This window comes from Nonomuraea sp. NEAU-A123 (assembly GCF_018603905.1).
In the GTDB taxonomy this organism is placed as follows: domain Bacteria; phylum Actinomycetota; class Actinomycetes; order Streptosporangiales; family Streptosporangiaceae; genus Nonomuraea.
In genome coordinates this window covers 31,681-54,934 of record NZ_JAHFZZ010000036.1, presented here as the reverse complement: position 1 = coordinate 54,934, position 23,254 = coordinate 31,681, and the positions used below count along the sequence as shown (strand labels likewise).

22 protein-coding genes are annotated in these 23,254 nt (G+C 71.0%); 6 read left to right on the top strand and 16 right to left on the bottom strand.

The window, feature by feature from the left end; genetic code table 11:
* Positions 1–11: 11 nt before the first annotated feature.
* The gene (locus KLK06_RS54915) at positions 12–449 is read right to left on the bottom strand and encodes a hypothetical protein (RefSeq protein WP_308168944.1); all 438 of its coding nucleotides are present in this window, start codon (positions 447–449) and stop codon (positions 12–14) included.
* Positions 450–615: 166 nt separating this feature from the next.
* Between KLK06_RS54915 and KLK06_RS54910 the strand changes: the two genes are divergently transcribed.
* On the top strand, positions 616–1,149 hold the full coding sequence (locus KLK06_RS54910; RefSeq protein ID WP_214643856.1) for an MFS transporter: 534 nt from the start codon (positions 616–618) through the stop codon (positions 1,147–1,149).
* A gap of 49 nt (positions 1,150–1,198) precedes the next feature.
* On the top strand, positions 1,199–1,945 hold the full coding sequence (locus tag KLK06_RS54905; protein WP_214643855.1) for a YcnI family protein: 747 nt from the start codon (positions 1,199–1,201) through the stop codon (positions 1,943–1,945).
* Positions 1,946–1,992: 47 nt separating this feature from the next.
* Here KLK06_RS54905 and KLK06_RS54900 read toward each other — a convergent pair whose 3' ends face one another.
* The 3 genes from KLK06_RS54900 to KLK06_RS54890 are packed head-to-tail and all read right to left on the bottom strand — an operon-like array spanning position 1,993 to position 5,112.
* Positions 1,993–2,979 (bottom strand): ABC transporter permease, encoded by a 987-nt coding sequence (locus tag KLK06_RS54900; RefSeq protein WP_214643854.1) that lies wholly within the window; start codon positions 2,977–2,979, stop codon positions 1,993–1,995.
* Positions 2,966–3,949, bottom strand: coding sequence for an ABC transporter ATP-binding protein (locus KLK06_RS54895; protein ID WP_214643853.1), 984 nt, complete (start codon positions 3,947–3,949; stop codon positions 2,966–2,968). The genes KLK06_RS54900 and KLK06_RS54895 overlap by 14 nt, the downstream gene beginning before the upstream one ends.
* Positions 3,946–5,112: a DUF2092 domain-containing protein gene (locus KLK06_RS54890; protein WP_214643852.1), complete on the bottom strand. Its 1,167-nt coding sequence runs from the start codon at positions 5,110–5,112 to the stop codon at positions 3,946–3,948. The genes KLK06_RS54895 and KLK06_RS54890 overlap by 4 nt, the downstream gene beginning before the upstream one ends.
* 127 nt (positions 5,113–5,239) lie before the next feature.
* Between KLK06_RS54890 and KLK06_RS54885 the strand changes: the two genes are divergently transcribed.
* Positions 5,240–5,914 carry a response regulator transcription factor gene (locus KLK06_RS54885; protein ID WP_214643851.1) on the top strand — a complete coding sequence of 225 codons (675 nt, stop codon included), beginning with the start codon at positions 5,240–5,242 and terminating at the stop codon, positions 5,912–5,914.
* Positions 5,907–7,253 (top strand): cell wall metabolism sensor histidine kinase WalK, encoded by a 1,347-nt coding sequence (locus tag KLK06_RS54880; protein WP_214643850.1) that lies wholly within the window; start codon positions 5,907–5,909, stop codon positions 7,251–7,253. Before KLK06_RS54885 ends, KLK06_RS54880 begins: the two co-directional genes overlap by 8 nt.
* A gap of 70 nt (positions 7,254–7,323) precedes the next feature.
* Here the strand turns inward: KLK06_RS54880 and KLK06_RS54875 are convergent, their stop codons facing one another.
* Positions 7,324–8,193 carry a LysR family transcriptional regulator gene (locus KLK06_RS54875; protein ID WP_214643849.1) on the bottom strand — a complete coding sequence of 290 codons (870 nt, stop codon included), beginning with the start codon at positions 8,191–8,193 and terminating at the stop codon, positions 7,324–7,326.
* A 384-nt stretch (positions 8,194–8,577) separates the two neighbouring features.
* Between KLK06_RS54875 and KLK06_RS54870 the strand changes: the two genes are divergently transcribed.
* A complete protein-coding gene (locus KLK06_RS54870) occupies positions 8,578–9,783 on the top strand; it encodes a neutral zinc metallopeptidase (protein WP_308168943.1) in 1,206 nt (401 codons plus the stop codon).
* Between the two features lie 137 nt (positions 9,784–9,920).
* Positions 9,921–11,759, top strand: a complete 1,839-nt coding sequence (locus KLK06_RS62845) for an LCP family protein (RefSeq protein WP_308168941.1) — start codon at positions 9,921–9,923, stop codon at positions 11,757–11,759.
* A 41-nt stretch (positions 11,760–11,800) separates the two neighbouring features.
* On the opposite strand, the gene KLK06_RS54860 is transcribed toward KLK06_RS62845, so the two are convergent.
* From KLK06_RS54860 to KLK06_RS54810, 11 genes are all read right to left on the bottom strand, one after another.
* Positions 11,801–12,562: a maleylpyruvate isomerase family mycothiol-dependent enzyme gene (locus KLK06_RS54860; protein ID WP_214643848.1), complete on the bottom strand. Its 762-nt coding sequence runs from the start codon at positions 12,560–12,562 to the stop codon at positions 11,801–11,803.
* A gap of 108 nt (positions 12,563–12,670) precedes the next feature.
* Positions 12,671–13,165: an ATP-binding protein gene (locus KLK06_RS54855; protein WP_214643847.1), complete on the bottom strand. Its 495-nt coding sequence runs from the start codon at positions 13,163–13,165 to the stop codon at positions 12,671–12,673.
* Positions 13,166–13,283: 118 nt separating this feature from the next.
* The gene (locus KLK06_RS54850; RefSeq protein ID WP_308168940.1) at positions 13,284–14,237 is read right to left on the bottom strand and encodes a sugar-binding transcriptional regulator; all 954 of its coding nucleotides are present in this window, start codon (positions 14,235–14,237) and stop codon (positions 13,284–13,286) included.
* Positions 14,238–14,359: 122 nt separating this feature from the next.
* Positions 14,360–15,367, bottom strand: coding sequence for a D-ribose ABC transporter substrate-binding protein (locus KLK06_RS54845; RefSeq protein ID WP_214643846.1), 1,008 nt, complete (start codon positions 15,365–15,367; stop codon positions 14,360–14,362).
* Between the two features lie 87 nt (positions 15,368–15,454).
* Positions 15,455–16,561: an ABC transporter permease gene (locus KLK06_RS54840; protein ID WP_214643845.1), complete on the bottom strand. Its 1,107-nt coding sequence runs from the start codon at positions 16,559–16,561 to the stop codon at positions 15,455–15,457.
* Positions 16,558–18,072, bottom strand: coding sequence for a sugar ABC transporter ATP-binding protein (locus tag KLK06_RS54835; protein WP_214643844.1), 1,515 nt, complete (start codon positions 18,070–18,072; stop codon positions 16,558–16,560). Before KLK06_RS54835 ends, KLK06_RS54840 begins: the two co-directional genes overlap by 4 nt.
* Entirely contained in the window at positions 18,069–18,713 is a 645-nt protein-coding gene (locus tag KLK06_RS54830) for a DUF2291 family protein (RefSeq protein WP_214643843.1), read from the bottom strand. Before KLK06_RS54830 ends, KLK06_RS54835 begins: the two co-directional genes overlap by 4 nt.
* On the bottom strand, positions 18,710–20,299 hold the full coding sequence (locus tag KLK06_RS54825) for an FGGY family carbohydrate kinase (protein WP_214643842.1): 1,590 nt from the start codon (positions 20,297–20,299) through the stop codon (positions 18,710–18,712). The genes KLK06_RS54830 and KLK06_RS54825 overlap by 4 nt, the downstream gene beginning before the upstream one ends.
* Positions 20,292–21,245 (bottom strand): transketolase family protein, encoded by a 954-nt coding sequence (locus tag KLK06_RS54820; RefSeq protein ID WP_214643841.1) that lies wholly within the window; start codon positions 21,243–21,245, stop codon positions 20,292–20,294. The genes KLK06_RS54825 and KLK06_RS54820 overlap by 8 nt, the downstream gene beginning before the upstream one ends.
* Complete coding sequence (locus KLK06_RS54815; protein ID WP_214643840.1) at positions 21,242–22,168, bottom strand: transketolase; 927 nt, start codon at positions 22,166–22,168, stop codon at positions 21,242–21,244. Before KLK06_RS54815 ends, KLK06_RS54820 begins: the two co-directional genes overlap by 4 nt.
* A complete protein-coding gene (locus KLK06_RS54810) occupies positions 22,168–23,145 on the bottom strand; it encodes a TIM barrel protein (protein ID WP_214643839.1) in 978 nt (325 codons plus the stop codon). The genes KLK06_RS54815 and KLK06_RS54810 overlap by 1 nt, the downstream gene beginning before the upstream one ends.
* Positions 23,146–23,254: the final 109 nt, after the last annotated feature.

Below are 23,254 nucleotides of genomic sequence, written 5' to 3'. Positions count from 1 at the left end.
GAAGACGACGATCAGTAATAGCTGCCCTGGGGGCTCTCCTCGTAGTCCTCGTCCTCGTCCTCGTGCCGCCGCGCCCAGCGGGACGGCATCAGCACCGGGATGAACATCGCCACGCCGAGCAGGGCGAAGACGCCCGTGGTCAGCATGGTCTTGTCACCGAACCCGATGTCCCTGATGATCTGGTTCACCGACGGCTCGTCAGGGATCAGGGAGATCGCCCGGTTGACATCGAGGGAGTAGACCACCGTCCAGGCGAGGAGCACCATCGAGGGCACGAACGTGGCCAGCGGAGACACCCGTCCCGCCACCACGAGCCCGACGACCAGCCCCACCGCCGCCATCGAGCCGAGCGCGATCCACATCTTCTGCCCGCCCGCCGGATTGGCCGCCGCGCTGGATAACGCCTGCTGCACGGCCCATCCGCCGCCGCCCAGCACTGCTGCGGTCACCACAACTCCGATGAGCAATCCTGCAAAGTGCCGCAACGTTCTCACCCCAAGTCAACGTGGTTCGGCACGACCCTAGCGACAATTGCCGCAAATCGACCAGGCATTGCACAGCTTGAGAGTAGAGGTCACTCGGGACCCTGCCCCCGTGAGAGCATGTGACACACTCATGCGCGCGGAACTTCCCCTCAGGCTCGCGCGGACGGCCGCCTTCACCGCCGTCTGCGTGGGACTCGCCGCGCTCGCGCACGCGATGGGCGGCGGCTCGGTTCCCGCGCCGCACACGGCCGCGCTCGGCCTCGGCGCCGTACTGCTGGCGGCCCTGGCGCTGGGCGGCCGGGAGCGCTCGGCCCCGACGATCAACGTCGCGCTGGTGAGCGCCCAGCTCGGGCTGCACGAGTTGTTCGGCACCGACGGCACCGCCTACGTCACCGCGCATCCGCACGGCCGCGGGCTCAGCGAGGGCGCCGGCATGCTGCTGGCCCACCTGACGGCCACGCTGATCACGGGGTGGTGGCTGGCGCGTGGCGAGAGCGCGCTCTGGGCGCTGCTGCACCGCCTCGGCCACCGTCTGACGCTGCTGCGCCCGGTCGCCGTCGCGGCCGTGCGACAGGCCGTCCCGATCGTGATCGTCCGGATCGTCCCACTCGATCCGCTCCTCCTGCACTGTGTCGCCAGGCGTGGTCCTCCACTGCCCGCCTGAACCTCTGACACCTTCTCGATCCGTCGATCATTCCCAGTGGAGTTTCATCATGCCCTTCATGCGTCGTGCCGCGACCGTTCTCGCCGCCGCCACCGCGATCACCGCCGGCCTCGCCCTTCCCGCGCTGGCCCATGTCACGATCAACCCGGGCACCGCCGAGCAGGGCGGCTTCTCCAAGGTCGCCTTCCGGGTGCCGAACGAGCGTGACGACGCCTCGACCGTCAAGGTCGAGGTCTCCTTCCCCACCGATCACCCGCTGGCGTTCGTCTCGGTCAAGCCGGTGCCGGGATGGAGCGTCAAAGTCACCGAGGGCAAGCTGCCCAAGCCGGTCAAGACCGAGTACGGCGAGCTGAAGGAGGCCGTCACCAAGGTCGTCTGGTCGGGCGGGAAGATCGGCAAGGGTGAGTTCCAGGAGTTCGAGGTGTCCATGGGGCAGTTGCCCGAGGACACTGATCAGCTCACGTTCCCGACCACGCAGACGTACACCGGCGGCGAGGTGGTCAAGTGGGCCGACGCTCCCAAGGCGGACGGCAGCGAGGCGGAACACCCGGTTCCGACGCTCAAGCTGACGCCCGCGACCGCGTCGGACTCGCACCACGCCGACGCGTCGACCCCCGCGGCCTCGGCCTCCGCCTCCGCCGACAAGGCAGCGGCCCCGTCGGTCACCCAGGTGGCGTCGGCGTCGTCCGGCTCGTCCTCGGACGGCACCGCGCGCCTGCTGGGCGGCGCGGGGCTCGTGGTGGGCGTCATCGGCATCGTGGTCGCCATCCTGGCCCTCCGCCGCCGCCCGTCCTGAGGTCCGGAAGGGTGAAGCCCGGGTCGGATCTCACCGGCCCGGGCCGGTCACGAAGTGATGTCCTTGCCCGAGAAGCGGGCCCAGGCGATGGAGCCGAACAGCAGGATGTACGCCCCGAAGACCAGCAGCCCCTGACCGAGATTGGCGAAGTCGACCGGACTGCGCAGCACCGCGTCGAACCGGGTCCACCAGGTGGGCAGCAGGTACGGCGTGATCCCCTCGAGCTGCGGGATGGCCCGGAGCACCTGGGTGACGATGACCAGCACCATCGTCGCCGCGATGGCGCCGATGGACACCTCGGTGAACGTCGACAGCGCCACCGCCACGGCCGCCAGCGCCGCCATGCCCGCGCCCACGTACCCGACGCTGATCAGGATCCGCAGCAGGCCGTCGGCCACCGAGATCGTGCTGCCCGACAGCAGCGTCACCGGCCCCACCGGGAACAGGATCAGCCCGGTGATGAGCGCCGACAGCGCCACCACGACGGTCACCGCGTAGGCGAACACCACCACGTTGAGGTATTTCACGACCAGCAGCCTCGTGCGGCCGGCCGGCGCGGCGAGCAGGTAGCGCAGCGTCCCCGCACCCGCCTCGCCGGCGATCGAGTCGCCGCCGACCACGCTCACCGCGATCGGCATCAGCAGCAGCACCAGGACGGAGAACGAGACGAACGTCAGCATGAGGCTGTTGCCCGCCACGGCGCCGATGAGCCCGCCGACGGCCTCGTCGCCGCTGGCGATGCGCAGCCCGATGCCGATCAGCACCGGCACGCTCGCCAGTACGGCCAGCATCACCTGGTTGCGCGGGCGCCGGAACGTCAGGCCCAGCTCGGAGCCGAGCAGCCGCCAGAACGCCGACGGCAGGCGGGCCGGCGGCTGCGCGAGCCCGGGCGGCTCGGGCGGGCGCCGCTCGGCGGTGCGCATCGTCTCGGTCACCGGCACGAGCCCCGGCGTCCGGCGCTCCTGTGTCCCCGCCACCGGACCGTCCGATGGCTCGCCCGGCGTCTGACGGGTCTGCGTCTCAGCCGTCGACATCGAATCCCTCCCCTGTCAGTCCGACGAACACGTCCTCCAGGCTCGGCCGGACGACGGCCAGCCCGCGTACGGCGACACCCTCGCGCACCAGCGCCGCGTTGATGTCCTCGGGCGCCTGCGCGCCCAGCTCCGCCGTCACCGAGGCGGCGCCCTCGTCAGGGGTGCGCACGTCGGCCAGTCCGAGCGTGCCGAGCACCCGCGCGGCGTCGGCGACGTCCGGCGTCTCGACCCTGACGCGGGTGGCCAGGCCGCCGTTGAGCGAGGCGATCGTGCCCTGGGCGACCAGGTTGCCGGTACGCATGATCGCGGCGTGCGTGCACATCTGCTCGACCTCGGTCAGCAGGTGCGAGGAGACGAAGACCGTGGTGCCGTCGGCGGCGATCTCCTTGACCAGCGCGCGCACCTCGCGGGTGCCCTGCGGGTCGAGCCCGTTGGTGGGCTCGTCGAGTATGAGCAGCTCACGCGGCCCGAGCAGGGCCGCGGCGATGGCCAGGCGCTGGCGCATGCCGAGCGAGTAGTTGCGGAAGCGCTTCCCCGCCGCCGCGGACAGCCCGACCCGCTCCAGCGCCTCGCCGACCCGCTGCTTGGCGGTGCCGCCGGGAGCGGTGGGGTCGGCGGCGTCGAAGCGGAACAGGTTCGCCTCGCCCGACAGGTACGGGTAGAACGCCGGCCCCTCGACCAGCGCTCCGACGCGGGGCAGCGCGTCCGCCAGGGGCAGGCCGAGCACCGAGTACTCGCCGGCCGTGGGCGTCACCAGGCCGAGCAGCATGCGGATCGTGGTGGTCTTGCCCGAGCCGTTGGGCCCGAGGAAGCCGAAGACCGACCCGCGCGGCACGGTCAGGTCCAGTGCGTCGACCGCGACCTGGCCCCCGCGAAAACGCTTGGTCAGGCCCCGGGTGACGATCGCCGAGTCGCCGGAGGGCGGGGCCGCCCCGAAGGGCGCCCCCGCTTCCTGTGTGACGACGGTCACTTGATGCCCGCCGCTTTGGTGATCTCCTCCGGCGTGACCGCGCCGACCAGCAGCCGGCCGTCGTCGGTCAGCAGCGCGGTGACGAGCTTGGTCTTGATCAGCTTGCCCGAGCCCCACGTGCCGCTGACCGGGGTGGCCGACTTGAGCACGTTGTCGACCAGCGCGCTCGTGTCGGTGCCGTCCGCGCCGCCCTTCCACGGCTTGTGGAACTGGCCGTCCGCCGGGGTCTGCTCCGGCTTGGCCGCCAGGTCCTCCAGCGAGGCGGGCAGGACGGCGACGCTGGTCCAGCCGGCGCCGACGACCTTCACGTCCTTGGCGGTCTCCTTGGCCTTCTCCGCCTCCTGCGCGTCGTCGCCGCTGACGCCACCGATCGTCTGCTCCTTCACCTTGGCCCCCGCGGGCGGGGTGAAGGTGAAGTTCTCGGCCGCCGGCTGCGTGAACGTCACCTGGGTGAAGCCGACCTGGAAGGCCGGTTCGGCCGAGCCCTTGGCGTAGACCTGGACCTGCAACGGCACGTACGTCTCACCGTCGAGCGCCAGCCGCACCTCCTGGACCAGCGAGCCCTGGTCCTTAGGGGTGAGCACGAGCTGGTAGGCGGACCGGCCGGCCACCTGGGCGTTGTTGGTCACCCGGATGGCGGTGTGCTCGTCGGCCTTGGCCAGCAGCTTCTCCGCCACCTGCTGCGGCGTCACGTCGGCGGGCCCCGGCGTGGGCACGGCGTGCCGCGCCGTGGCGTCGCCCGTCATCTTGATCTTGGTGGCGGTGTTGTCGCCGCTGTCCCAGTACCAGACCTGGTCGCCGTTGACGATCAGGTTGGACTCGTCGAACTGCGTCGGCATGGCGACCCGCATCTTGTCGCGACCGCCGTACCAGACCTTCACCTCGTGCGAGCCGGACAGCAGGCTCAGCGGTGACGCGCCGCCCATGTCCGGCAGTGCGGGCAGACCCAGCGAAGCGGTCTGCTGCACGGTGCCGGACATGGGCGGCGGCGCCTTGTCCTTGCCGGCTGCCGCGGCGGCGGCGAGCAACTGCTGCGCCGTACGCTCGGGTAGCACGGGATCGCCGCTCACCGCGGCGATGACCGGGCCGGCCCCCATGGCGCCGGCGATCACAGCCGCGGCCGCGATCGGAACTCCCCATCTCACGAACGTGCCTCTGCGCATCTCACTCCTTAACGGTATGTCGATGACCAGAGCTTGCGTCATGCATGCTTAGGCGAGCCTGAGACCGGCTGAGACGGCTCTCAGCCTTCTCAGCGTGGTCTCAGGGCAGGAAATGGAGAATCGCCACATGAGAGTACTTGTCGTCGAGGACGAGCGGCGGATGGCGGCCGCGCTGCAGCGGGGGCTGCAGGCCGAGGGTTTCGCCGTGGACCTCGCCCACGACGGCGAGCAGGGGTTGCACGAGGCCAGGCACGGCGACTACGACATCGTGGTGCTCGACATCATGCTGCCCCGCCTGTCGGGCTACAACGTGTGCAAGCAGTTGCGCGCCGAGGAGAACTGGGTGCCGATCCTGATGCTCTCCGCCAAGGACGGCGAGTACGACATGGCCGACGGGCTCGACCTGGGCGCCGACGACTACCTGACCAAGCCCTTCTCGTACGTGGTGCTGGTGGCCAGGCTGCGCGCGCTGCTACGGCGCGACTCCGGGCGGCGGCCCGCGGTGCTGGCGGCGGGCGACCTGTCGCTGGACCCGGCGCGGCGCAGGGTGCAGCGGGGCGAGGCCGGGATCGAGCTGACGCCCAGGGAGTTCGCGCTACTGGAATACCTGATGCGCCGGCGCGACGAGGTGGTGTCGAAGTCGGAGATCCTGGAGCACGTGTGGGACACCTTCGACACCGACCCGAACGTGGTGGAGGTGTACGTGGGCTACCTGCGGCGCAAGGTCGACTCCCCGTTCGGCCGGAACGCGATCCAGACCGTGCGGGGCGCGGGCTACCGGCTGGCGGGCGACGGTGGCTGACTCGCCGCTGATCTGGTGGCGGCGCCAGGGGCTGCGCTTCCGGCTGACGGTCGTGGCCGCCGCGGTACTCGCGCTGGCGCTGGCGATCTCGGCGTCGGTGCTGCTGACCGTGCTCGACCGGGCGCTGATCGGCACGGTCGACGACTCGACGCGGCAGCAGGCCCAGACCATCCGGGTGCAGGCCGACGCGGGCACGCTGACCAGCCCGATCGCCACCCACGACGGCACGATCGTGCAGGTGATCGACGCCAAGGGCCGCATCACGGACGTCACCTACGGCGCCGACCGGCTGGTCCCGCTGCTGGACGCGCGGGCGCGGGCCGAGGTGCTGCGCGACGGCCAGGCCACGTTCCTGGACGGCCGGCCGTACGCGATCTCGGGGCCGCTGCGCGTGGTGGTCATCAGCGCCGACCACGGCAGGACCGTGATCGCGGCCCGGCCCGTCGGCGAGATCCAGACCAGCCTCGGTACGGCCGGCCGGATCCTGCTGGTCGGCACGCCGATGCTCATCGTGCTGCTGGCCGTGGCCAGCTGGCTGATCATCGGCCGGACGCTGCGGCCGATCGCCGCGCTGCGCAGGGGCGCCGCCGAGATCACGCACACCGCCAGGTCACGCAGGCTGCCGGTGCCCGAGTCGCGCGACGAGGTGCACTCGCTGGCCACCACGCTCAACGACATGCTGGCCCGGCTGGAGGAGGCCGAGCAGCGGCAGCGGGCGCTGGTCTCCGACGCCGCGCACGAGCTGCGCAGCCCGCTCGCCAGCATCCGGCTGCAACTGGAGGTGGCGCTCGGCCATCCGGAGGGCCAGGACTGGCCCGAGACGGCCGAAGGCGTGATGGAGGACGCGATGCGGCTGTCCAGGCTCGCCGAGGACCTGCTGGCGCTGGCCCGCCTGGACGAGCGCGGCGGCGTGCCCGCCAGGAGCGAGCCGGTCGATCTCGACGAGGTGGTGCGCCAGACCGTCGACAGGTACGGCGAGGCGCGGCTGACCGTGTGCGATCCCGTCGTGGTCCGCGGCGACGCGCTGGACCTGAGCCGGGTGCTGACGAACCTGGTGGACAACGCCGTACGGCACACCTCGTCGAAGGTGGAGGTGGCGCTGACCGCGGACGGGGTGCTGACGGTGACCGACGACGGGCCGGGCATTCCCGAGCAGGATCGCGAGCGGGTGTTCAACCGGTTCACCCGGCTCGACTCGGGTCGCAGCCGCGACGAGGGCGGCGCTGGGCTGGGCCTGGCCATCGTGCGGGAGACCGTACGGGCTCACGGGGGTGCGGTACATCTGGAGGACGCCTCGCCGGGGCTGCGTGCGGTCGTGCGGCTGCCGGTGGCGAGGTGAGTTGAGGGGGGAGGGTCTCGCGTCCGGCCGGGCGCGGTAGCGGCCGAAAGCGATGTGCTCAGGACAGAGGTTAGGCCGCCGAACCCTTCTCGGCGGTGGCCAGGAAGTCCTGGGCGATCAGCGGCAGGCGGCGACGGGCGTGCACGACGGCGATGACCCGGCGGACCGCGGGTTCCAGCGAACGGACCATGAGGCCCGCCCGGCCGGCCTGTTCGGCCATGCCGCGATACCACAGCAGTGACGCCTGGCCGGTCCGTACGGCGTTGAGCCAGCCGTTGCGCTCGTCGGTTTCGAGCACCACGATCGGGCTGACGGCGTACTTGCCGAACATCGCGTCGAGCTCTCTGCGCCGGACGCTGCCCCGGGCGGGCAAGGCCAGGCGCATCCCGTCAAGCTTGCCCATGGGCACGGGATTGGGCAGTTCGAGGCCGGGCGGGGAGATCAGCACGATCTCCTGGCGTTCGAGCGGATGGGTAATGAGATCGGTGGGTACGGGGAGATCGGTCAGGCCGAGGTCGGCCCGCTGATCCCTGATGGCGCTGACGACGGCGTCACGGCCTTCGCAGCGGACGATGTGCACGCGGACACCCGGGTGCTCGGCGGTATAGGCGGGCAGCAGCCGTCCGGCCAGGCCGGGTTCGAGGCTGGGTGTGGCGGCGATGCGGAGCTCCGCCTCCCCTGTGCTGCCGTGATTGGCGAGGCTCTCGATCTCGTGTACGGCGTCGAGTGCCTCCCTTGCCAGTTTGACCACCCGCCGGCCTTGTGCGGTGACGACGACACCGCGTCCGGACCTGGCGAAGAGCGTCATGCCGAGTTCCCGTTCCAGATCGCGGATCGCGCGCGAAAGCGCAGGTTGCGCGATATACAGCGATCTGGCCGCGTCGGTCATGGTGCGGTGCTCCGCAGTCGCGACCACGTAGCGGAGCTGCTGGAGGTTCATGTCAAAGAAGCTAGGACACCACCTGCCGCGCGGTCCGGGACATAGCGGAGATCACCTCGAATGATTTCGGACCGTAGCCGGGTACTGCGACTTCTGTGACGGGTGATAAATCGGTATGCTTCTGCCCAAAATTCGGCAAATGCCAGAGGGGTGACATCCCAAGTCACTCATTACGGACAACCGAGTAAAGGGGGATACACGGTGACAGGCAACGGGCAGCATCCACCCCCGCCTCAAGGGCCAGGTCAGCCCCAGCGGCCTCCTTCTCGCCCGTGGCCGCCGCCGGGTCACCGGGAGCCGCAGCCTCAGGGTTACGGCCATCCACACCCGGTGCCGGGACAGCAACCGCCGCCCCCGGCATATCCGCCGCCCCCGCAGGGGCCCGTGTATCCGCCGCAGGGACAGCCGTACCCGCCGCAACCGCAGGGGCAGCCCTATCAGCCGGGCGGGCCGTACGGGCCGCCGCAGGGGCAGCCGTACCAGCCGGGCGGGCCCTACGGGCCGCCACAGGGTGGGCCGTGGCATCCTCAGCAGCCGCCGCCTCCCCCGCCGCGTCCGCCGATGCCGCCGGGGCAGTGGGGGCCGCCGCCGAGGAAGAAGTCGGGCATGGGGGTGGCCGGCATTCTCGGGGCAGTCTTCGGCTCCCTGGCGGCGCTGTTCGTGTTATTGGTGATCGGCGCGGCGATGCTCAAGGGCTCGTCCAGGCCCGACACGACCACGCCGGTCGCGATCCCCTCCTCGTACACCTACGACGACGACGAGACGCCTTCCCCGAGCGAATCGGAGAGTCGGACGCGGTCGAGCGAGCCGACGGCGACGCGCTCCACCGAGCCTGAGACGCCGACCCGGGCCACGCTCAACACCAGCACGAAGAACAACACCCTGTACCGGGCCGGCGCCCTGCCGAGGGTGAGCTGCCCGGCCGGCGGCGCGAACATCTTCAGCCACAGCCAGCTCAAGGCGCTGATCCTGAAGACCGGCAAGTGCATGGACCGGGCCTGGGGGCCGATCATGCAGAAGCAGGGCATCCCGTTCTCGCCGCCGAGCTACTCGATCGTGGCCACACGCGGCAGGGGCGCCTGCGGCGACTACCCGTCGCCGGGCAGCATGGTGCCGTACTACTGCCCGCGCAACAACACCATCTACGCCTCCACCTCGGCCATGGCCAGGGGCAACGGCAACGCGCGCGGCTACGGGGAGATCATCTCCTGGCACGGCGGGATCATCAGCATGCTGGCCCACGAGTACGGGCACCACGTCCAGAACATCTCGGGCGTGATGGACTCCTGGTGGAAGCAGACGGTCGACTCGGGCAGCAGGAGCGGCAAGCTGGCACTGAGCAGAAAACTGGAACTCCAGGCGACCTGCTTCGGCGGCATGTGGATGAGATCCGTGGCCGCCTCCTATCCGGTCAGCACGTCGGACCGCGCCCGCCTCTTCTGGTTCTACGGGCAGGTGGGCGACTACCCCGGATACCCCCGCGACCACGGGAACAGAGTGAACAACAACCGGTGGTTCCGGCAGGGCTGGGAGAAGAACCAGGCCTTCCAGTGCAACACCTGGATGGCCGCGTCGTCGACGACCTCGTGAAGTCACGGCATGTTCATCTCAGGTTGGGTACATGTCTTGGATGTCCCTATATGGGGGCTAGACTCCTGGCAATCTTGTGCCCTACGGGGCGCTTAAAACCCATGGGTTTCGCCAGGTAGGCGTGTGAAGGAGCCGGTGTGAGCAAGCGCGATGGGGTGGACACCGCGCCCGAGGGCAGAAAACGGCGCGCTCCCCGCCGCTCGGGCACAGCATCCGAAGCCGGACCGGGAAACGGTCCGGGCACCAGTCCCACGGGCGAGGCGGCGGACGCGGACGACCCACCGCAGGACGGCTCCCCCACGGACGGTCCCCCAGTCGCGGGCACCCACGGCACCCATCCGGCCGGCCCCCGCCCGACCGGTCCGAGCGGCACAGGTCCGAGCGGCACCGGTCCGGGCGAGAAGGCTCCAGGCGGGAAGGGCCCCGGCGGGAAGCCGCCGGGCGGCAAGGGCGCCCGCGGTCCCGGGTCTCCCGGTGCCGGGCGGCCCAAGCCGCGCTCCCGGCCGGGCTCAGGGGCGCCGCAGTTCGCCAAGCCGCTCACCCTGGGCTCCGTGCTCGGCTGGACCCTGCTGTCCGCCCTCGTGCCCGGCGTCGCTCACCTGCGCGCCGGGCGCCGCCGTACCGGTCTGATCCTGCTCGGCGTCTACGTGGTGCTGCTGCTGGCCGGGCTGGCGTACGGGCTGACGCGCAAAGAGGCCGACTTCGCCGTGTTCGCCGGCGCCGACGGGCAGATGACGGTCATCGTCATCGCCTCGCTGCTCGCACTGACCTGGTTCGCCGTCATCGTGACGTCGTACGTGGCGCTCGGCCCCAACCGGCTGAACCAGCAGGGCCAGATCATCTCCGGCATCGTGGTCGGCGTGCTCTGCGTCTCGGTCATGGCCCCCTTCGCCGTCACCGCGAGCGCCGTCCAGACCATACGCAATACGTCTCAGAAGATCTTCAAGCCCATCGCCGAGAGCACGGACCCGGGTATGGCGCCGATCAAGGCGAGCGATCCCTGGAACGGCAAGGACCGGGTGAACTTCCTGCTGATCGGCGGCGACGCGGCCGGCGACCGCACCGGCGTGCGCACCGACAGCATGACGATCGCCAGCGTGGACATCCGGACCGGCAACACGGTCCTGTTCAGCCTGCCGCGCAACCTGCAGCACGTGCACTTCCCGACGACCTCTCCGCTGCGCAAGCAGTTCCCCAACGGCTTCATGGCGGAGCTGCCCAACGGCGGCCTGCTCAACGAGGTCTGGCAGTACGCCACTGACAACCCGCAGGTCATGGGCGGTAAGAACAGGGGACCGCGCGCGCTGATGGACGCCATCGGCTACACGCTCAACCTGAAGATCGACTACTACGCCATGATGAACATGTACGGCTTCGCGGACCTGGTCGACGCCATCGGCGGCCTCAAGATCCGCGTGGAGCGCGACATCAAGTGGGGCGGCCACTACGGCACCGCGGGCACGATCAAGGCGGGCTACAAGAAGCTGACCGGCGAGCAGGCCCTGTGGTACGGCCGGTCGCGGGTGGACAGCGACGACTTCTCGCGCATGGCCCGCCAGCGCTGCGTCATCGGCGCGTTCGCGCAGCAGGCGACGCCTGACAAGATCATTCTCAACTTCGGCAAGATCGCCGATGCGACGAAGCGGCTCGCGCAGACGAACATCCCACAGGAGCTGGTGAAGCCGCTCGTGGAGCTGGCCGTCAAGGTGAAGAACGCCAAGATCACCAGCTTGCAGTTCGTGCCGCCGGAGTTCCTGTCGGGGCGTCCCGACTGGCTGAAGATCCGCCGGGCCGCGGCCAAGGCGATCGCCGACTCGACCCGGACGGCACGGAGCGCGCAGGCGGCGGACGTCACCTCCTCGCCCGGGACGCCTACAACCAGCCCCTCGCGCTCGTACGCCGCCAAGCCGACCCAGACGCCGACCCAGAACAGCCAGAAGTCCGCCAAGAGCCTCTCGGAGCTCTGCGGGCTGTAAGCCGCCGCCTCCCGGCCGCACCTGGTGCGGCCGGGAGCGTGCTACTGGGTCGCGAGGGAGACGAGCTTGCGCAGGTAGGCGGCATGGCGGGGGTCGCCGGTGACCGACACCTCGCCGCCCCTGCCCCACACCCAGCGCAACAGCTCGTCGGGCGCCCCCGACACGACCGTCTCGGCCTGCTCGACCGCTCTGTCAGCGGTCTCGTCCTCGACGGCGACCTCGGTGGGCGACGGCCGGACGAGCCAGGCCCGCTCCCCGCCGACGACCGCGATGGCCGTCCCCTTCGGGTCGTCACGCACAGCCTCGGCGAAGTCCTCGGGGTAGCGGGCGAAGTCGTACGCGAGCATCACCTTGAGCCCCTCGTCCACGCCGTCGAGGGCCAGGTCGGCGGCGGCGGGCGTCACGGGCAGGCCGGCCGCGAGCTCGGCGTCGACGCGATGGATCACCGTCTCCTGCGCCATGCGCCTGATCCAGAACCCGACGCTCTGGTCGGGCTCGTACCAGGTGAGCGCGTACTCGTCCGGGACCCGCGCGGCGAACTCCGTCACCAGCTCGGCATAGGACCGGTCGAGCGCCGCCAGCGGCTCCTCGCCGGACAGGTCGGGCGGCCACGGCGTCGGCCACTCCCCGCGCAGCATCGTCTCGGCCTTGTGCAGATAGACCTCGGTGACGTGCGCGACCAGATCGGCGACGGTCCACCCGGGACAGCTCGGCACCGGCGCCACGTCCGGCGCGGCGGAGACCGCGGCTCTGAGCAACGCGTATTCATCGGCCAGGCAGGTCATCAAGCGAGTGGCGTCCATGGAACATCCAACCACGCGGCCCCGGCCACGGCATCGCATTAATTTCGCGTTTCAACCAGCGGATCGAACAGGCGCCCCCACAGCGCCCGTTCCTCTCCCGCTCCAGCGCTAGGCGGCGCTACCGGGCCCGTTCGCCACGGACATCCCGCCCCGTCGTACGCCCGGCATCCCGGGACGCCGGTACGGCAAGGCGAACCACGTCGCCTTCCCGATGCGCCCGGGACTGGTGACGTACTTCTGGGGGTGGCATCCCCAGAAGCCTTCGGAGAGCGCGGCGACGATGCACAGTCCCCGCCCACGCTCGCTGTCGGCCTCGACGACACGGGCCACCGGCAGCGGTGAACCGCAGTCCACCACCATGCACACGATCTCCTCGGGATCGGTATGGAGCACCAGCTCATAGGGTGCCTCTCCATACAGAAAGGCATTTGTCACCAATTCGCTGGCCATCAGCACGGCGTCATCGACGAGATCGGGACTCAGTTCCAGTCCGGTCAGTACGTCACGGACGACCGTTCGGGCATACCGGACGGCCTGCGCGTCGTGGCGCAGGGGCCAGGCATGCTCGGTGTGTGTTCGCGGGACGGATCGCAGTGGGGTCATGGCTTCTCCTTCCGCGTTCAACTGTCGAAACGTGTACGGAAGAGAGGTCAAAAAGGGCGGATCTTGAAAAATCCGGTTTCGTGGGAGGTGGAGCGGCCCCCTGCGGTGATCGTGCCGGCTAGCTCGCCTCGGCGCGCAGGCGCTCGGCGACGTGGAGGTCGGTGATGAGGACGTTGACCCAGCCGCCGTCCAGCGCGGCCTTGATCGCCGAGTATTTGCGCAGGCCGCCCGCCACGGCGACCCGCCGCTCGACCGCCCGGAAGGCGCGTACGTCGATGCCGACCACCCGCCGGTCGAAGCCCGAGTCGACCGCGCTGCCCTTGGCGTCGAAAAAGTGCAGGCAGACGTCGCCTACGGCGCCCAGCGAGCGCAGCTCTTCCTGGTCGGCCTGCTTGACCGCGTTGCCGCTGCTCAGCAGCAGCGGTGAGGGTTCGAGACTGCCGATGCCGACCAGCACGACGGTCAGCTCGCGCCACTGGGCCATGACGTCGACCACGCCGGGGTCCTCCAGCAGCGCGTCGCGGATCGCGGCGGTGCCGACGACGCCGGGCGAGGGGACGAAGACGGGGCGGGCGCGGGTGATATCGGCCAGGCGGCCGATGAGCCGGGTGGCGTGCACCTGCGCCTCGGGGCTGCCCACGCCGCCGACGAGCTGCATGACCCGGTCGGCGACCTGGGTGTTCTTGGGCTGCATGCGTTCGACGGTGGCCAGCAGCGTCTCGCTCCAGGAGGAGATGCCGATCACGTCGCCGCCGGTGAAGGTGGCGTCGAAGTAGGCGGCGGCGGCCGAGGCGAGCGACGGGATGGCGTCTTCGCGGGCGTCCTCGATGTCGACCACCACGACGTCGCGCAGGCCGTAGCGGCGCTGCAGCTCCTCTTCCAGCTCGGTGTGCACGCCGTCGGGCAGGACGACGACCGTGCGCACGATGCCGCGCGTGACCGCCTCCTTGAGCAGGCGGGAGACACGGGGCTGGGAGATGCTGAGCGCCGCGGCGATCTCGGGCTGGCGCATGCTCTGCTCGTGGTACATGCGGGCCACCCTGGCCAGGAGCCGCAGATGCTCCGTGCTCACACCGCGCCCCCGTCCCAGACTCGGGACCACCGGCCACCGCCTCCCCGCACCCCGTGAATCGATGGTTCAGCCTACCGTTCGGCCTGTCCGAGGGGGACTCTCGCGGGTCCCCCTCGCGGCTGCTACTTCCTGGCGAAAACCCCGTAGTCGTCGGCGTTCTCGGCGGTCACCAGCTCGCAGTCGATGGACTGCTTCTCCTCCTTGCTCGCCTTGCCGGTCTTGATGTACTGGTCGGCCTGTTCGACGGCGCTCTGCGCGCCGAGCGCGGCCGGCTGGAGCGCGGTCGCGTGCATCTGACCGGCCTTGACGGCGGCGATGGCGTCGGGGCTGCCGTCGAAGCCGACGACCGTCACCTTGCCGAGCAGTCCCGCGGCCTTGAGCGCGGCGACCGCGCCGAGCGCCATGGTGTCGTTGCCGGCGATGACGCCCTGGATGTCGCGGCTCTTCTGGATGATGGTCTCCATCTTGGTGAAGGCCTCCTGCTGGTCCCAGTTCGCGCTCTCCTTGGCCACCTGCTTGAGGTCCGGGTACTGGGAGATCACGTCGGCGAAGCCCTTGGAGCGGACGCTGGCGTTCGTGTCGGACTCCTTGCCCACCAGCTCGACGTAGTTGCCCTTGTTCTTCATCTTCTCCACGAACGACTGGGCGACCAGCTGCGCGCCCTGAGCGTTGTTGGAGACGATCTGGGCGGTCGCCACCCCGGTGGCGTTGATCTCGCGGTCGATCAGGAAGACGGGGATGCCACCGGTGACGGCCTTGCGGACCGGGCCGATCGAGGCGTCCGCGCCGGCGTTGTCGAGGATGATCGCCTTCGCCTTGCGGGAGATGGCGGCGTCGATCAGCTCGCTCTGCTTGTTGGGGTCGTCGTCGTGGGAGGCCACGGACGTCTCGTAGCCGAGCGCCTCGGCCTTGGCCTTGGCGGAGTCGGCTTCGGCCTTGAAGAAGGGGTTGTCGTGGGAGGGGGTGATGATGGCGATGAGCCCGCCGGCCGTGCCGCCGCTGGTCGCGGACGGCTGGGTGGCGGCCTTCTGCTCAGCGCCGCCGCCACCGCAGGCCGCCAGCAGGGAGCCGGTGGCGAGGAGCGACAGTACGACGAGCAGGCGACGGGCCGGTCTTGGGGCAGCGGACATGGACGACCTCCAGATGTGGGTGACATGGCGTGGGTGTTCGGCGGCCACCGCCGTGAGCGGTGCCCCGTCGCCGCCAGGTGGGCCGGGCTAGGTGGGCCGGGCGCTCGCGGCGACCGCCGACGCGGCGGCGCCCCTGCGCTTGAACCGCTGCTGGCCCTGGTCGAGCATCACCGCGAGGATGATCACGGCGCCCTTGATGAGGATCTGCCAGAACGTCGAGACGCCCAGGATCACCAAGCCGTCGGCGAGGAAGCCGATCACGAAGGCGCCGACGAGCGTCCCGCGCACGGTGCCCCGGCCGCCGCTCAGCGCGGCGCCGCCGATGACCACCGCGGCGATCGCGTTCAGCTCGTACGTCTCGCCCGCCTGCGGGGCTGCCGAGGTGAGCTCCGAGGCGATGATGAGGCCGGCGATCGCGGCGCAGGCGCCGGAGACCACGTACACGATGGTCTTGACCCGGCGGATCGGCACGCCGGACAGGTCCGCGGCCCGCTCGTTGCCGCCCGTCGCGTACAGCCACCGGCCGAAGGGCGACTTGGCCAGCAGCAGCACGGCCGCCGCCGCGAGCACGATCATGATCCAGATCGAGGTGGGCAGCCCGAGCGGCCGCCCGCTGCCGAGCAGGTCGAAGCCGGTGTTGCCGAGGGCGGGGTTGCCGCCCAGGTTGGGATAGGTGGCGCCGTTGGAGATGAGCATCGCCGCGCCGCGGGCCACGTACAGCATGCCGAGCGTGGCGATGAACGGCGCGACGTTGAACCGCGTGACCAGCACGCCGTTGAGCAGCCCGACCCCCATGCCCACCGCGACGCACAGCACGATCACCACCCACACGGGCGGGTAGGCGATCACGCCGCCGAGCGCGACGCCCTGCAGCAGCTCGCCGGCGACGACCCCGGACAGGCCCACGATGGAGCCCACCGACAGGTCGATGCCGCCCTTGAGGATGACCAGCAGCATGCCCAGGGCGATGACGCCGTTGATGGCGACGTGCTTGGTCATCGTGATCACGTTCGTCACGGTGAGGAAGGAGTCCGACAGCAGGCCGAAGACCACGATGAGGACGGCCAGCGCGATGAAGGCACGCAGCTCGAAAGCGACGTTCAGCAGCGACAGCCGCCGGGCCTTGGCGGCCGCCTCGGGCGGCTGGGGCGGGTCCGGGGCCACGCGCGCGGTGGTGGTTCCCTGGCTGCTCATACGGCGCCGCCGTCGGACACGCTCATCAGTTCCTCCCGGGTCAGCTCGCCGCGTCGGAACTCCCCTGCGACGGCGCCGCGGGCGAGCACCAGCAGCCGATCGGGGATGTGCAGGGCCTCTTCGGCGTCGGAGGTGGTGAACAGGACGGCGAGACCCTGCCGGGCCTGGGCCGCCATGAGCTCGAAGATGTCGGCCTTGGCGCCCACGTCGACGCCGCGCGAGGGCTCGTCGAGCAGCAGCACCCTGGGGCCGGTGAGCAGCGCCTTGCCGATCACCACCTTCTGCTGGTTGCCGCCGCTGAGCGAGCCGATGGCCGCCTTCGGGCCGCTGGCCTTGACGGTGATGTCGGCGATGGTCCGCTCGACCGCGCCGCGTTCGAGGTCCGCCGAGACGAACAGCCCGCGGACGAACGAACGCAGGCCCGCCAGGGACAGGTTCTCCCCCACCGACATGGTCTGGACCAGGCCGTCGCGCTGCCGGTCCTCGGGGACGAGCACCACTCCCCTGCCGATGCGCTCACGGATGCCGCTCCCGTCGAGCGCCTGGCCGGCCAGCTCCACCTGCCCGGACGCGGGCGCGATCCGGCCCGCGAGCGCTTCGAGCAGTTCGGTACGGCCCGAGCCCATCAGGCCGTACACGCCGACGATCTCGCCGGCGCGCACGGTCAGCGAGACGTCGTCGATCGCCAGCCGGTCGGGGTTCGCGGGGTCGGCGACCATGAGGTCGCGCACGGTCAGCAGGTCCTCGCCGAGCACCGGTTCACGCCGCGGGAACAGGGCGTCCTGGTCACGGCCGACCATCCGCTCGACGATCCAGCGGATGTCCACCTCGGCGGCGTCGGCCGTGGCGACCAGGCGGCCGTCGCGCAGGACCACCACGTCGTCGGCGATGTCGAGCGCCTCGTCCAGGTGGTGGGAGATGTAGACGACGGCGACGCCGCTGCCCGTCAGCTCCCTGATGACCCGGAACAGCACCTCCACCTCGGGCGCGGTGAGCGCCGACGTGGGCTCGTCCATGATCAGCACGCGGGCGTCCTGGAGCAGGGCCCGCGCGATCTCGACGACCTGCTGCTGCCCGAGCCGCAGGTCGCCGACGAGCCCGTCGGGGTCGACGTCCTCCTCTAAGCGGCGCAGCACCGCCGTGGTGGCCGCGCGCTGGGTCCTCCTGTCGACCGCGCCGAGCCGGCCGCGTAACTCGCGGGCCAGGAACAGGTTGTCCTGGACGCTGAGGTTCGGGCAGAGGCTCAGCTCCTGGTGGATGATCGAGATGCCGTGGTCGGCGGCGTCGCGTGAGGAGACCAGCTCGACCGGGCGGCCGTCGAGCTCCACGCGGCCCGTGGTGGGGTGCTCGATGCCCGCGAGGATCTTCATGAGGGTGGACTTGCCGGCGCCGTTCTCGCCGAACAGCGCGGTCACCCGCCCGGCGGCGACGCCGAAATCGACCCCCTTGAGGGCGTGCGTCCCGCCGTACACCTTGGTGACGTCGCAGGCCCGCAGCACGTGGCCGGTCACGAGATCGCCACCGGGGTGATCGTCACGGTGGCGGGTGTGAGGAGGGTGAACGCGCCGGTGAAGGTGATCTTCTTGGCCTTCAGCCCGGCGGCGTCGAGGCCGGTCAGCAGCTTCTGCCGCATCTGGTTGTTGAGGGCGGTCGCGGCGTCGGCGTACTCCACCTGGTTCACGAACTGGCCGAAGGTGATGTAACCGGCGGCGTCGCGCAGGGCCGTGCCGTTGACGGCCGGGCCGATCTGGATCGACACCCGGGTGCCGTCGGGCAACCCGTCCACGGTCACCGGCAGCAGGCCCGACTTCGCCTCGCCGGCCACGCCGGTGCCCTTGACCGCGAAGTTGTAGGGGCTGGTGCCCTGGCGTTTGCCGTACTTGGCGCCGGCCGCGTCCTTGCCGGCGGTGATCGCCTTCAGCAGGACGGGTAACTCGACGGCGCTCTTCTGGATGATGGGGACGACCTTGGCCTCGTAGTTCTCGGCGCCGAACGTGGCGGGATCGAACTTCTTCGGCGCCGCCGCGCCGGCCGACTCCGCGGAGCGGTACTCGGTGCTCAGCGCCATGGCCACCACGAGGGCGGCGACGGCCCCGGCGGCGATCCACCGCACCGGCCATCGGCGGCGCCCGGCTAACGATGTGCCCGTCATGTGCTGCTCCTCTCCCCGTGGGCTGACCTGTCTCCGCCCGGTGGCGGGCTTGCCGATGCCGGTGGCGGGCTTGCCGATGCCGGTGGCGGGCTTGCCGGAGCCGGTCGCGAGGTTGCCGGAGCCGGTCGCGGGCCCGGGGGGCGCGCGCGGTCGACGGCTTCGTGCCAGGCGGCCAGGCGCGCGGCGCGTTCGCCCGGGTCGCCTTCCGGGCGGAACTCCTCCGCCGGCCGCTGCCGTCCCTCCAGCTCGTCGTACGTGCACAGCCCGGCCGACAGCGCGGCGGCGTCGGCGGCGCCCAGGCAGGACAGGTCGTGCTCGCCGGACCGGACGACCACGCGGCCGGAGATCTCGGCCTGCGACCGCATCAACCGCGCGCTGCGGGTGAGACCGCCGTCGGCCAGGAGGACCCGTACCTGCCCGGTGGCCCGCTCGACGGCCGCCACCACGTCCTCCACCTGGAACGCGACGGACTCCAGCGCGGCGGCCACGAGCTGCCCGCGCCGGGTGCCCGCGGTCAGGCCGGTGAGCACCGCCGTCGCGTCGGGCTCCCACCAGGGCGCGCCCAGCCCGCCGAACGCGGGCACGAGATGCACGCCACCCGGTTCGTCGTCCCCGGCCTCGGCCAGCAGCCGCTCGGAGTCGACGCCGAACAGCTCGGCCAGCCAGCTGACCGCGCGCCCGGTGGCGCGGATGTTGCCCTCCACGGCGAGCACCCGGCCGCCGAGGTCCCAGGCGATGCTCCGGCACAGCCCGGGAGCGTCGCCGCCGTCGCCGATGGCCATCACCGACGAGCCGGTGCCGTACGTGGCCTTCACCACGCCCGGCCGCCACCCCGCGTGCGCGAACATCGCCGCGTGCGAGTCGCCCAGCACGGCCAGCACCGGCACCCCGTCGGGCACCGGGTCCAGCCCGCGCACCGCCGGAAAGTCACCATCCGAGGCGACCACCCGGGGCAGCACCTGCCGCGGCACCCCGAACAGTTCCAGCAGCCGCTCGTCCCACTGCCCGGCCCGCACGTCGAGGAGCTGGGTGCGGGAGGCGTTCCCGGCCTCGATGACGTGGTCGCCGCCGAACCGGCTGAGCAGCCAGGAGTCGACCGTGCCCAGGCACAGCTCGCCCGCCAGGCTGCGGCGCCGGTCAGGGTCGTAGGCGTCCAGCAGCCAGCGGGCCTTCAGCGCCGAGAACATCGGGTCGAGCGGCATCCCGCTGACCGAGCGCACCAGGTCACCGGCGCCCGTGGCGGCCAGTTCCCGGCACTGGGCGACGGTCCGCTGGTCCTGCCAGCTGATCAGCGGGCCGGCGGGCCGGCCGGTGGAGCGTTCCCAGAGCACCAGCGACTCGCGCTGGTTGCTGATGCCCACCCCGGCGATCCGGCCCGCCGCCGACGGGTCGACGCACGTCCGTACCGCCAGCCGTACGCTCTCCCAGAGCTCGTCCGGCGACTGCTCCACCCAGCCGGGCCGGGGCTGCCGCTCGGCCAGCGGCGCGGTGCCGCGCGCGACCACCCGGCCGCCCGCGTCCACGAGCAGCGCCTTGGTGGAACTGGTGCCCTGGTCGATGGCCAGGACGAGCGGGCCGCTAGCCATGGCCGAGCACGTCCTTCACCGCCGCGATGATCCCGTCGGCCGACAGCCGGAAGTGATCCAGCAGGAACGCCGTGTCCCCCGTGGGGGCGAACACGCGCGGCACGCCGAGGATCCGCATCGGGCACGGCTGATGGGTGACGACCGTCGCGGCGACGGCGGCGCCCAGGCCGCCGCTGGTGGTGGCCTCCTCGGCGGTGACGATCCCGCGCGTCTCCCTGGCCGCCGCGATGACGGCGTCCTCGTCGATCGGGTCGAGGAAGGGCGTGTTCAGTACGCGTACGGACACGCCCTCGTCCCGCAGCCGGTCCGCGGCCTCGAGCGCGCGCGAGGTGAGCGAGCCGATGGCGATCACCGTGACGTCGTTCCCCTCACGCAGCAGTACGGCCTGGCGCGGCGCGAAGGGCGCGTCAGGAGGCGTCACCTCCGGCACCTTGAAGCGGGGAACGCGCAGGTAGACAGGCCGTCGCGCGGCCGCGGCCCAGCGGACGGCGGCGCGGGTCTGCACCGGGTCCGAAGGGACGATGACGTCGAGGTTGGCGACCGCGCGGAGCCAGGACAGGTCCTCGATCGAGTGGTGGGTGGGCCCGAGCTCGCCGTAGGCCATGCCGGGGCTCTGACCGCACAGGACGACGTGCGCCTCGCTGTAGGCGACGTCGGCCTTGATCTGCTCCAGGGCGCGGCCGGTGAGGAACGGCGCCGCGGCGCAGACGTACGGGATCTTCCCGGCGTTGGCCAGTCCGGCCGCCACCCCGACGAGGTCCTGTTCGGCGATGCCGACGTTGATAAGGCGGTCGGGGAAGCGTTCGCGGAAGCCGACGAGGTTGCTGGAGCCGACGGAGTCGTTGCAGACGGCGACGATCCGCTCGTCCTGGCTCGCCAGGGAGATGAGCTCCTCGGCGAACGCCTGGCGGCAGTCGAACGTCGCCCGCTGGTCGGTCACGGTCATCCGGCCAGCTCCGCCAGCGCCGTCTCGACCTGCTCGGCGGTGGGCACCTTGTGATGCCACTCCACCCGGTCCTCCATGAACGACACGCCCTTTCCCTTGATCGTGTTGGCGATGACAGCGACCGGACGCCCGGTGGACGAGCCGCTCAAGGCGTCCAGCAGGGCGAGGTGGTCGTGGCCGTCGACCTCGCGTACCTCCCAGCCGAAGCTGCGCCATTTGTCGGGCAGCGAGTCCAGGGCGTTGGTGTCCTCGGTCCTGGCCCCCTGCTGGAGGCGGTTGCGGTCGATGACGGCCGTCAGGGACGACAGCCCGTGGTGCGCGGCCGCCATCGCCGCTTCCCAGTTGCTGCCCTCCTGCAGTTCGCCGTCACCCAGGACCACGAACGTGCGCCAGGACGCGCTGTCCATCTTGGCGGCGAGCGCGCAGCCGGTGGCCACGGGGAGGCCGTGGCCCAGGGCGCCGGTGTTGGTCTCCACGCCGGGCACCTTGACCTTGTTGGGGTGCCCGTTGAGCGCCGACAGCGGGGCCATGAAGGTGTCCAGCTCGGCGGGGTCGAAGAAGCCGCAGTGGGCGAGGGTGGAGTACAGGGCGGCGGCGCAGTGGCCCTTGCTCAGCACGAAACGGTCGCGTCCGGGCCAGTGCGGGTTTTCCGGGTCTACTGACATGACGCCGTAGAAGCAGGTCACCAGGATATCGGTGACGGACAGGTCGCCGCCGATGTGGCCCATGCGGGCGCGGTCGATCATGCGCACGACGCTCCGGCGCACGTCGGTGGCCACCCGGGCGAGCTCCGCAGCGGCGGCCGTCTCGCGGTCGGGTTGGGCGGCGGCCGTGTCGCGGTCGAGTTGGGCGGCTTGCCGGATCCGGGCGGTCAGCTCGCGGTAGCCGGCCGACCGCGCGGCATCTGGGGGAAGCAGGGCCATCACTGATCCGCCATGACGCTCAGCAGCGCCCGCTGGACGATGCGCTGGGCCGCCAGCGCGTCCTGTGCCCGCTGCGCTGCGGCCAGGGCCTCACGGTCGACGAGGCCGAGGGCGCGGTGAATGGCCTTCATCACGCGGATCCCCGCACGGGCCGCCTCGACCGAGTCCTCACGGAACGGGAACTGGTCGAGCTGCCACACCCCGTCCCAGCCGGCCTCACGCAACGCGTAGAAGAACTCGAAGGTCTCGGTCAGGTGCACCGAGCCGACGACCATGTCGTCGTCCCAGCCCCGGTAGTTGTCGTTGACGTCGATCGCGAACAGCCGCCCGCGCGAGATCGCCAGCCGCGCCGCGTCGGCAGGCGACTCGCCGCCGTAGAGCGAGTGGCCGAAGTCGAGCAGGATGCCGACGTTGGGCAGGCCGATCTCCTCGATCCCCAGCAACGTCTTGGCCACCGAGGAGAACACCATCGTGTTACGCGGCTCACGCGGCTTGTACTCGATGGCGAACCGCAGGTCGGGGAAGCTCGTCGCCAGCTCACGCACGGCGTCCAGCGACAGGCGCCACAGCTCGGAGTGGTCGGACTGGAACGGGTAGTCCCAGCCGTCCTGCCCCGGCCACAGCTTCACGTAATCGCAGCCCAGCCGCCTGGCGACCTCGGCGGCCTCGGACACCAACTCGATCGCCTGGCGGCGTACTCCCTCGTCGGGGTTGGTGAACGCGCCGCGGGAGAAACGCCGGGTATAGATCTCGGGGGTCACCGCGATGGCCCGCAGCCCGTTGCTCTTGAGAGCTTCCTCCACCCGTTCTACGGGGAGGTCCACCGGGTCGAACGGGTAGGTCAGGTCCACGACGGACAGCTCGCCCACCTGACCGGCCAGGTCGATGGCGCCGAGGGTGTCCACCGGCGGGCCGTAGCCGTCGGTCGCGTAGCGGTCGACGTACCGGCCGAAGTGCCAGATGCCGGCACCGAACAAGGGCAATTGAATATCTATTCGCGACTGACTAGACATACGACAGACCGTACGATTACGTCAGCGCCATGTCAATGCAATCCACGCGCAACCTGAGACCCGCCGGACCCAG

Excerpts from the sequence above, each read along its gene's own strand:
- KLK06_RS54910 (WP_214643856.1), top strand. The coding sequence starts at position 616 with ATGCGCGCGGAACTTCCCCTCAGGCTCGCGCGGACGGCCGCCTTCACC.
- KLK06_RS54900 (WP_214643854.1), bottom strand. The coding sequence starts at position 2,979 with ATGTCGACGGCTGAGACGCAGACCCGTCAGACGCCGGGCGAGCCATCG.
- KLK06_RS54815 (WP_214643840.1), bottom strand. The coding sequence starts at position 22,168 with ATGGCCCTGCTTCCCCCAGATGCCGCGCGGTCGGCCGGCTACCGCGAG.
- KLK06_RS54855 (WP_214643847.1), bottom strand. The coding sequence starts at position 13,165 with ATGACCCCACTGCGATCCGTCCCGCGAACACACACCGAGCATGCCTGG.
- KLK06_RS54830 (WP_214643843.1), bottom strand. The coding sequence starts at position 18,713 with ATGACGGGCACATCGTTAGCCGGGCGCCGCCGATGGCCGGTGCGGTGG.
- KLK06_RS54860 (WP_214643848.1), bottom strand. The coding sequence starts at position 12,562 with ATGGACGCCACTCGCTTGATGACCTGCCTGGCCGATGAATACGCGTTG.
- KLK06_RS54840 (WP_214643845.1), bottom strand. The coding sequence starts at position 16,561 with ATGAGCAGCCAGGGAACCACCACCGCGCGCGTGGCCCCGGACCCGCCC.
- KLK06_RS54820 (WP_214643841.1), bottom strand. The coding sequence starts at position 21,245 with ATGACCGTGACCGACCAGCGGGCGACGTTCGACTGCCGCCAGGCGTTC.
- KLK06_RS54875 (WP_214643849.1), bottom strand. The coding sequence starts at position 8,193 with ATGAACCTCCAGCAGCTCCGCTACGTGGTCGCGACTGCGGAGCACCGC.
- KLK06_RS54885 (WP_214643851.1), top strand. The coding sequence starts at position 5,240 with ATGAGAGTACTTGTCGTCGAGGACGAGCGGCGGATGGCGGCCGCGCTG.
- KLK06_RS54845 (WP_214643846.1), bottom strand. The coding sequence starts at position 15,367 with ATGTCCGCTGCCCCAAGACCGGCCCGTCGCCTGCTCGTCGTACTGTCG.
- KLK06_RS54825 (WP_214643842.1), bottom strand. The coding sequence starts at position 20,299 with ATGGCTAGCGGCCCGCTCGTCCTGGCCATCGACCAGGGCACCAGTTCC.
- KLK06_RS54890 (WP_214643852.1), bottom strand. The coding sequence starts at position 5,112 with ATGCGCAGAGGCACGTTCGTGAGATGGGGAGTTCCGATCGCGGCCGCG.
- KLK06_RS54905 (WP_214643855.1), top strand. The coding sequence starts at position 1,199 with ATGCCCTTCATGCGTCGTGCCGCGACCGTTCTCGCCGCCGCCACCGCG.